At 73.1% G+C, this 8,000-nt stretch carries 7 protein-coding genes and 2 pseudogenes; 4 read left to right on the top strand and 5 right to left on the bottom strand.

Annotated elements, in window-relative coordinates; all coding sequences use genetic code 11:
• A pseudogene (locus ECOMGDLI_RS29865) lies at positions 1–566 on the bottom strand (hypothetical protein); the annotation flags it as partial.
• A gap of 141 nt (positions 567–707) precedes the next feature.
• Between ECOMGDLI_RS29865 and ECOMGDLI_RS29860 the strand changes: the two are divergent.
• Positions 708–1,571: a DUF5753 domain-containing protein gene (locus tag ECOMGDLI_RS29860; protein WP_088285690.1), complete on the top strand. Its 864-nt coding sequence runs from the start codon at positions 708–710 to the stop codon at positions 1,569–1,571.
• 255 nt (positions 1,572–1,826) lie between these two features.
• The gene (locus tag ECOMGDLI_RS29855; RefSeq protein WP_088320468.1) at positions 1,827–2,084 is read left to right on the top strand and encodes a DUF397 domain-containing protein; all 258 of its coding nucleotides are present in this window, start codon (positions 1,827–1,829) and stop codon (positions 2,082–2,084) included.
• Between the two features lie 327 nt (positions 2,085–2,411).
• Here ECOMGDLI_RS29855 and ECOMGDLI_RS29850 read toward each other — a convergent pair whose 3' ends face one another.
• From ECOMGDLI_RS29850 to ECOMGDLI_RS29840, 3 genes are all read right to left on the bottom strand, one after another.
• Positions 2,412–3,023 (bottom strand): DUF1003 domain-containing protein, encoded by a 612-nt coding sequence (locus ECOMGDLI_RS29850; RefSeq protein ID WP_369812808.1) that lies wholly within the window; start codon positions 3,021–3,023, stop codon positions 2,412–2,414.
• 148 nt (positions 3,024–3,171) lie between these two features.
• Positions 3,172–4,476: a magnesium transporter MgtE N-terminal domain-containing protein gene (locus ECOMGDLI_RS29845; protein ID WP_088320467.1), complete on the bottom strand. Its 1,305-nt coding sequence runs from the start codon at positions 4,474–4,476 to the stop codon at positions 3,172–3,174.
• Positions 4,477–4,545: 69 nt separating this feature from the next.
• Complete coding sequence (locus ECOMGDLI_RS29840) at positions 4,546–5,145, bottom strand: hypothetical protein (RefSeq protein ID WP_198955310.1); 600 nt, start codon at positions 5,143–5,145, stop codon at positions 4,546–4,548.
• Between the two features lie 50 nt (positions 5,146–5,195).
• On the opposite strand from ECOMGDLI_RS29840, the gene ECOMGDLI_RS29835 reads away from it, so the two are divergent.
• Positions 5,196–6,119: a DMT family transporter gene (locus ECOMGDLI_RS29835; protein ID WP_198955309.1), complete on the top strand. Its 924-nt coding sequence runs from the start codon at positions 5,196–5,198 to the stop codon at positions 6,117–6,119.
• A gap of 90 nt (positions 6,120–6,209) precedes the next feature.
• Positions 6,210–7,196: a CoA ester lyase gene (locus tag ECOMGDLI_RS29830; RefSeq protein ID WP_088320465.1), complete on the top strand. Its 987-nt coding sequence runs from the start codon at positions 6,210–6,212 to the stop codon at positions 7,194–7,196.
• A 16-nt stretch (positions 7,197–7,212) separates the two neighbouring features.
• On the opposite strand, the pseudogene ECOMGDLI_RS35015 reads toward ECOMGDLI_RS29830, so the two are convergent.
• Positions 7,213–8,000 (bottom strand): annotated as a pseudogene (locus ECOMGDLI_RS35015) (hypothetical protein); the annotation flags it as partial.

Below are 8,000 nucleotides of genomic sequence, written 5' to 3'. Positions count from 1 at the left end.
TCGTCGTCCTCGACGTCATCGACGATCGCCTCCACCGACGCACTGTCCTGACCCAGCGACCACGCCCGGTTCAGCTGGTCACGGATCTGGCTCTCGGTCGCGACGTACATCTTGAGGTCGGACGAGCGGGTGTAGAGGCGGACGTCGTCGAGCGCGAGGACGTTCGTGGGGTCCGCGGCCGCGATGACGACGCCGCCGGCCGGGGTGCGGTCCAGGACGAGCACCCGCACCCGCTCGGCGACCTGGCGGGGGAGCAGCTTGACGACGTCCGGGGCCGGCACGATCTTCGACAGGTCGATGAGCTCGAGGCCGAGCAGGCTCGCGAGGCACTCGGCGACGTCGCGCTCGGACGCCAGGCCGAGGTCGACGACGACCTGCCCGAGGCGGCGGCGCGGCCCGGTCGACGCCGACTGGGCCGACAGTGCGGTCTCCAGCTGCTCGGGCGTCAGCAGGCCCGTGGACACGAGGACGTCGCCCAGCCGCTTGCGGGCCGCCTGCGACGGCACGAACGTGCGTCCGGCCGTGCTCGCAGCGGCCCCGGCCGGGCCTGGCGTCGTGGAGCTCACGGTGTCTACGTCGGCAGATCGCCGCCCGTGGTTGACCCGGCGGCGTGGTTCGATCATGATCGTCGACGATTTCCGGCCGGTCGGGACTGTGCCTGGACGTGGTCGGAATGTCACACTGTGCTCCGGAGGTACGGAAACCACATGACGGAGCAGCCCAACGCGAGCGTCACCGCGCGACGGATGATGCTCGGCGCACGGCTGCGGCGTCTGCGCGAGGAGCGCGGGTTCTCGCGCGCCGACGCGGGCTACACGATCCGGGCCTCCGAGTCGAAGATGAGCCGTCTCGAGCTCGGCAAGGTCTCGTTCAAGGAGCGCGACGTCGCCGACCTGCTCGTCTACTACGGCGTCACCGACCCCGACGAGCGCAAGGCCGTCCTCGACCTGCTGCGCGAGGCGAACCGGCCCGCGTGGTGGCGCGAGTACGAGGACGTGCTGCCGGACTGGTTCCAGGACTACATCGGCCTCGAGCAGGCCGCGACCCGGATCCGGACGTACGAGACGCACTTCGTCCCGGGCCTGCTCCAGACCGACGCCTACAGCCGGGCCACGATCGCGTCTCTGCTGCCGACGCCGTCGCCGCAGGACATCGACCGGGCCGTCGCTCTGCGTGCCGCCCGCAAGCAGCTCCTCAACCGGGCCGGTTCCCCGCACGTCTGGGCCGTCCTCGACGAGGCGGCGCTGCGCCGCCCGGTCGGTGGCGACCAGGTCCGGCGTGACCAGCTCGAGCACCTGCTCAAGCTCGCGGACCAGCCGCACGTGACGATCCAGGTGCTCCCGACGAGCCGCTACGTCCACGCGTCCGGCGGCGGTGCGTTCACCCTCCTGCGCTTCGCCGAGCCCGACCTGCCCGACGTCGTCTACGTCGAGCACCTCCTCGGCGCGCTCTACATCGACAAGCCGGACCACGTCGTCCGGTACACCGAGGTCATGGACCGGCTGTGCGTCGAGTGCCTCACGCCGGCCAAGACGAAGGACTTCGTGCTCGAGCTGCTCGCCGAGCACTGACCCCTCCCGGGACGCACGACCGTCGACGCGGTACGTGACGGAATGTGATCGTTCGCATGCGTGGGAAACCCTTCGCCGCTGCGGGACGACCGTTCGGCGACAGGTCGGCCCCGTGACGCAATGTTGTTAGTCACACGGGTTGTGACGATAGGGAAGATCGGTCTATCTTCGCGGTGTTCGCATCTGCAAGCGCGGATGCATATGCATCCGGGTAGTCGAGTGGTTGCCCGGAGTGTCTGGAAGGACCGGCCAGGTATGGACAGGGTCGAGAACGGAATGCCGGGGGCGTCGCTGCGCGACCTCTCCTGGACCAAGAGCCGTCGCAGCGGCCCCGCGGGCAACTGCGTCGAGATGGCGGTCCTGCCGGCCGGAGACGGGGTCGCGGTGCGCAACTCACGCTTCCCCGAGGGTCCGGTGCTCGTCTATACGGACGCCGAGATCGAGGCCCTGGTCCTCGGCGTCAAGGACGGCGACTTCGACTTCCTCCTGGAGCGCACGCAGGGCGCCGGCTGAGGCCGGTCGCGGAGCGCTTCGCACAGACTGCGCGCGGGCTCGGGCGTGAGCTGATCCCCGGGCCCGCGCGCACTCACGTATCACCCAGCGTGACAACGGTGACCGCAAGACACCGGCCCGGCACGGCCCGCCGGACCGTCGTCAGGGACGGACGTCGGATCCGGTTCCCGCCCGGATGCACATGCATCCGGGAAAGCCGGAATCCCTTGCGTGACAGTCCCGAGAGCACACCGTCGTGAGGCGGGCCAAAACATTGGCGCACCGGCGCCCATAGGCGCCGGTGCGTGAGGAACGTTGCCACAGCGATGGCGGTGATGGCAAGCCGGGTCACTCTGAGTAGTTGACGACGGAAGCGTCCGGCGCCCCCGATGCATCACTGCCGGGCGCCGTTTCCGGGACCTCCGTCCTGGGAACGGTCCCGCCTGCCTCGCCGGTGCTCTTCGGCCCGTTCTTGGACTTCTTGCCGCCCTTGCCGCCGCCCTTCGACGCGGCCGCCGTGCCGGTGTCGGCGCGGTCCGCGAGCAGCTCCTCGAGCAGGTCTCGCAGCTCGGAGCGGACGAAGTCCCGCGTGGCGACGTCGCGCAGGGCGATCCGCAGCGCGGCCACCTCGCGCGCGAGGTACTCGGTGTCGGCGAGGTTGCGCTCCGAACGCTGCCGGTCCTGCTCGAACTGCACCCGGTCGCGGTCCGCCTGCCGGTTCTGCGCGAGGAGGATGAGCGGCGCCGCGTACGACGCCTGCAGGCTGAGGATGAGCGTGAGGAGCGTGTAGTTCAGGGCCTTCGGGTCGTACTGCAGGTCCGTCGGGGCGAGCGTGTTCCAAGCCAGCCACACCACGACGAAGACCGTCATGCCCGCGATGAACTGGGCCGTGCCCATGAACCGGGCGAACCGCTCCGACCAGCGGCCGAACGTCTCGGCGTCGACCTGCGGGGTCGGCAGGACCGGCCGGCGGTCGAGGGGGGTGTCGAGACCGGGACGGCGTCCGCCCGGGCGGCGGTCGCCGCCGCGCACCTGGCGCAGCGGCCGCGCGGCGCGACGCGGNCGCCGCGCGGCGCGGCGCAGCGGCGCGGCGACCCGGCGCAGCGGCTCAGCGGACACGGGGGGCCTCCTCGTCCGCGAACGCGGTGAGGTCGTCGTCCGCGTCGCGCCAGTCCTCGGGGAGCAGGTGGTCGAGGACGTCGTCCACGGTGACGACCCCGACGAGCCGGTTCGCCTCGTCGGTGACCGGCAGCGCGACGAGGTTGTACGTCGCGAGCCGCCGGGTGATCGCCCCGAGCGGGGTGTCGGTCGACAGCGGCTCGATCTCCTTGTCCAGCAACGTCCCGACGGCCTGCTGCGGGGGCTCGCGGAGCAGGCGCTGGACGTGGACGAGCCCGAGGTACTTGCCCGTCGGGGTCTCCGACGGCGGGCGGCAGACGTAGACCGCGGCGGCCAGCGCGGGGGACAGGTCCGCGCGGCGCACGTGCGCCAGGCCCTCGGCGACCGAGGCCTCCGGGGGCAGGATCACCGGCTCCGGCGTCATCATGCCGCCGGCGGTGTCCTCGGCGTAGGCGAGCAGCCGGCGGACGTCGTCGGCCTCCTCCGGGTCCATGAGCCCGAGGAGCTGCTCGGCCTGGTCGGCCGGGAGGTCGCTGAGCAGGTCCGCGGCGTCGTCCGGCTGCATCGCCTCGAGGACGTCCGCGGCGCGCTCCCCGCCGAGCACCGAGAGGATCTCGACCTGGTCGTCCTCGGGGAGCTCCTCGAGGACGTCGGCCAGGCGCTCGTCGTCGAGCGCCGAGGCGACCTCGAGGCGGCGCTTCGGCGTGAGCTCGTGGATGACCTCCGCGAGGTCGGCCGCCTTGAGCTCGTCGAAGGCCGCGAGCAGGTTCGCCGCGCCCTGGCGGTGCTCGACGACGCCGAAGCCGACGAGGTCCTCGAAGTCGACGACGAGCGTCTCGCCCCGGCGGCGCAGCCGGCCGGAGCGGCCCCGGCGGACGAACACCTTGGAGATGCGCCACTCCCGGGCGCGCCCGGGCTCGATGGCGACGTCCTCGACGGTGACCTCGTCACCGGGGCCGTCGCCGTCCGCGTCGTCGTCGCGCAGCCGGACCGTGCGGTCGAGCATCTCGCCGAGCACGAGCGTCTCGGTGGGGCGCTGCTCGAAGCGGCGCATGTTGACCAGCCCCGTCGTGATGACCTGGCCGGCGTCGATCGAGGTGACCCGGGTCATCGGGACGAAGACCCGGCGGCGGCCCGGGACCTCGACGACGAGACCGACCGCTCGCGGTGCCTGCGAACCGGCCCGGAAGACGGCGACGACGTCGCGCACCCGGCCGACCTGGTCGCCGATGGGGTCGAAGACGGCCAGACCGGCGAGCCGGGCGACGAAGACCCTCGACGGAGGTCCGCTCATGACGTGCAGGCTAACGCCGGGCCGGGGCGCCCGCCGGGACGCAGGGGCCGCAGGAAGGCGCGGTCGCCCTCAGCGGCGGCGTGCGGCGCGGCCGAGCCGGCCGCCGAGGTGCCAGGGCGCGTAGTCGCCGCGGGTCGTCGCCGGGGACGGCGGAGGCGGGGCGGCGCCGGACGGGGCGTCGTCCGCGCCTGCGCCGGCCGTGACGAGGTGGACCGGGGTGAGCCGGGTGACGACCGTGCCGGCGGCCCACCGCTCGCGCTGCGTGGCCGGGTCGAGCGCGTTGAGCCGCTTGGCCGCGAGGGCGTCGGTGGCGGCCTCCCACTCGGGGGAGCGGACGGGCAGCAGGTCGGCCCGGGCGAGGACGACGAGCAGCCGGGCGCCGGTGTCCTTGCTCGGCACGGTCACCTCGACGACGCCCTGGAGCAGAGGCAGGTACTGCTCGTCGACGCCGGAGATGACGTGGACGGCGTCCGCGTGCCACACGTGCCAGGCGGCGACCGCGCGGTCCAGGTCGTGCGGTCGCACCCAGACCAGGCCGCTCTTCGTGCACGCCTCGGCGACGAGGGCGGCCTGCTCGGGGCTGAGGTCCGCGGCGTCCGGGAGCGCGGGGACGACCGCCGTGACGCGGCGGTCGCCGAAGAAGCCGGTGCCCGGGTCGGTGGTGCCCACGCGGGCAGCCTGCCACATCGGGGTGCCGCCGGGCATGGAAGAGTGCGCGGGTGGTCGAGCAGCGGCGGTTGCCGTCGAGGGCGCGGGCCTGGGTGCTCGTCACGGTGGCCGTCCTCGGGGTCTCGCTCGCCGCTCCCATCGGCAGCGCGACCGCGGCGCCGGCGTTCGCGGTCGCGTTCTGGCGCGCCGCCTTCGGTGCCCTCGCCACCGCGCCGGTCGTGGCCGTGACGAGCCGCCGCGAGCTCGCCGCGCTGCCCGCGGCGACGTGGCGGCGGTGCCTGCTCTCCGGGCTGTTCCTCACGCTGCACTTCGGGCTGTGGCTGCCGAGCCTGCGCCTCACGACGGTCACCGTCTCGACGGCGCTCGTCGTCACCGGCCCGGTGTGGACGGTCGCGTGGCAGCGGCTGCGCGGCGAGCGGGTGCCGTTCGGCGTCGTCGTGGGGGTGACCCTCGCCTTCGCCGGGGTGCTCGTCATGACCGGGGTCGACGCCGGGACCTCGCCGACGGCGCTCCTCGGCGACCTCCTGGCGCTCGGCGGCGGGATGGCCGGTGCGGCGTACACCCTCGTCGGGGAGTCGGTGCGGCGGACGACGTCGACCGGCGTCTACACGCTCGTCGCGTACGGGACGACGGCCCTGCTCGTCGGGCCGGTCTGCCTGCTCGCGGGGGTCAGGCTCGGGGGCTACGCCCCGCGGACCTGGGTCGAGCTCCTCGTGCTCACGGTTGCGGCCCAGGTCCTCGGGCACACGCTGCTCAACGTCGCCGTGCCCGTCGTCGGCGCGACCCCGCTGTCCCTGGCGATCCTCCTGGAGATCCCCGGCGCGAGCCTCGTCGCCTGGGCCTGGCTGGAGCAGGTGCCGCCGCTGGGGGTCGTGCCCGGCGCCGTGCTCGTGCTCGTCGGTCTCGCGCTCGTCGTCCGGGCCCAGGGCCGGGCGCGGGCGGAGGCGTTCGTCGACGCGCAGGGTGTCGTGTGAGCGCGGGTGAACCACGTCACGCGCAGGTGCGGTGACCGTCCGCCGACCTGCGGGTAGCGTCCGCAGGAGCCAGCCCTAGGAGGAGCGACGATGACGACGACCCCGACGACCGCGCCCGGCACGAGGCCGGTGCGTCCCCGCCGGTCGAACCTGGCGGTGCCCGGGTCGAGCCAGAAGATGATCGACAAGGCGCGGACGCTGCCGGTGGACCAGGTGTTCCTGGACCTCGAGGACGCGTGCGCACCGCTGGCGAAGCCGGAGGCGCGCAAGACGATCGTCGCGTCGCTCAACGAGGGCGGCTGGGGGACAAGGATCCGGGTGGTGCGGGTCAACGACTGGACGACGCACTGGACGTACCGGGACGTCGTGGAGGTCGTCGAGGGCGCGGGCGCGAACCTCGACGCGATCATGCTGCCGAAAGTGCAGTCGGCCGAGCAGGTCGTGGCGCTGGACCTGCTGCTGACGCAGATCGAGACGACGATGGGCTACGAGGTCGGCCGGATCGGGATCGAGGCGCAGATCGAGAACGCGAAGGGCCTCATCGCGGTGGACGCGATCGCGAAGGCCAGCCCGCGGGTGGAGACGATCATCTTCGGCCCGGCGGACTTCATGGCGAGCATCAACATGAAGTCGCTCGTCGTCGGGGAGCAGCCGCCGGGGTACGACGTGGGGGACGCCTACCACCACATCCTCATGTCGATCCTCATGGCGGCCCGGGCGAACGACAAGCAGGCGGTCGACGGCCCGTACCTGGCGATCAAGGACGTCGACGGGTTCCGCCGGGTCGCGGGCCGGTCCGCGGCGCTGGGCTTCGACGGCAAGTGGGTTCTGCACCCGGGGCAGATCGACGCGGCGAACGAGGTGTTCAACCCGCGGCAGGAGGACTACGACCACGCGGAGAACATCCTCGACGCGTACGCGTGGTTCACCTCGGCCGCCGGTGGCGCGCGGGGTGCGGCGATGCTCGGCGACGAGATGATCGACGAGGCCAGCCGCAAGATGGCGCTCGTCATCGCGGGCAAGGGCCGCGCCGGCGGGATGAGCCGCACCGACGTCTGGACGCCGCCGGAGAGCTGAGCCGGCGGCCGGGCGCTCAGCCGACGGCGGTGAAGGCCACCTCGGAGATCGCGGTGTCCTTGTACTGGGCGCCCTTGTAGACGCTGAGGATCTCCAGGGTCACGGTCTTCGTCCGGCCGAACTCCTTGCGGAGGGTCTGCGGTGCGCGGGCGTCCTGGAGCGTCCACGTCCACTCGCCGCCGTCGGTGACGACCTTGACCTGCTTGACCCGCGAGTTCGCCGTGTAGAGGTCGCGGTTCTTGCCGTTGGACTTGATGACCTTCTGGTACCCGTTCGTCAGGCTCACCGAGCGCAGGTCGACGGGCGCGTCGAAGGTGTACGTCAGCGTGATGCCGGGACCTGCCCCGTCGGCCTTGCCGTCGCTGTTCCACGCCGTCGCGAGCTTGCCGTCGAGCGTGTTGTCCGCGCCGTAGGACGTGCCGCCCTCGGCGTCCTGCTCGCTCGAGGCCTCGGCGGTCACCGTGGAGAGGTCGATCGGCGCCGGCTTGGCCGCTGCGGACGGCCGGGCCGAGGAACCGGCCCCGGTGCCCGCCTCGGCGTCGTCCCCGCCGCCGAACGTGAACAGCGACACGAGGACGATGACGACCCCGACGCCGAACGCGGCGGCCGCGACGAGGATCACCGGCGGCACCCCGCGCAGCCGCTCCAGCAGCGGGCCGGCCGCGGCGACCGCGCGGTCGAGGAGCTCCTGGGCGCCGCCGCCGGCCGAGACCCTGGCGCCGCTGCGGCTCACGCTGCGGCGGGACGGCAGCGGGCCGGTGACCGGGGGCGGGGCCGCGCTCGTCGGCGGCACAGGGGCGTACC

This window comes from Kineosporia sp. R_H_3, from assembly GCF_002198675.1.
GTDB lineage: Bacteria > Actinomycetota > Actinomycetes > Actinomycetales > Kineosporiaceae > R-H-3.
This window is presented reverse-complemented; position numbering and strand designations above follow the sequence as displayed.

Bases quoted from the DNA above. Each gene is read 5' to 3' on its own strand.
- ECOMGDLI_RS29860 (WP_088285690.1), top strand. From the start codon at position 708: ATGACGGAGCAGCCCAACGCGAGCGTCACCGCGCGACGGATGATGCTC.
- ECOMGDLI_RS29855 (WP_088320468.1), top strand. From the start codon at position 1,827: ATGGACAGGGTCGAGAACGGAATGCCGGGGGCGTCGCTGCGCGACCTC.
- ECOMGDLI_RS29845 (WP_088320467.1), bottom strand. From the start codon at position 4,476: ATGAGCGGACCTCCGTCGAGGGTCTTCGTCGCCCGGCTCGCCGGTCTG.
- ECOMGDLI_RS29830 (WP_088320465.1), top strand. From the start codon at position 6,210: ATGACGACGACCCCGACGACCGCGCCCGGCACGAGGCCGGTGCGTCCC.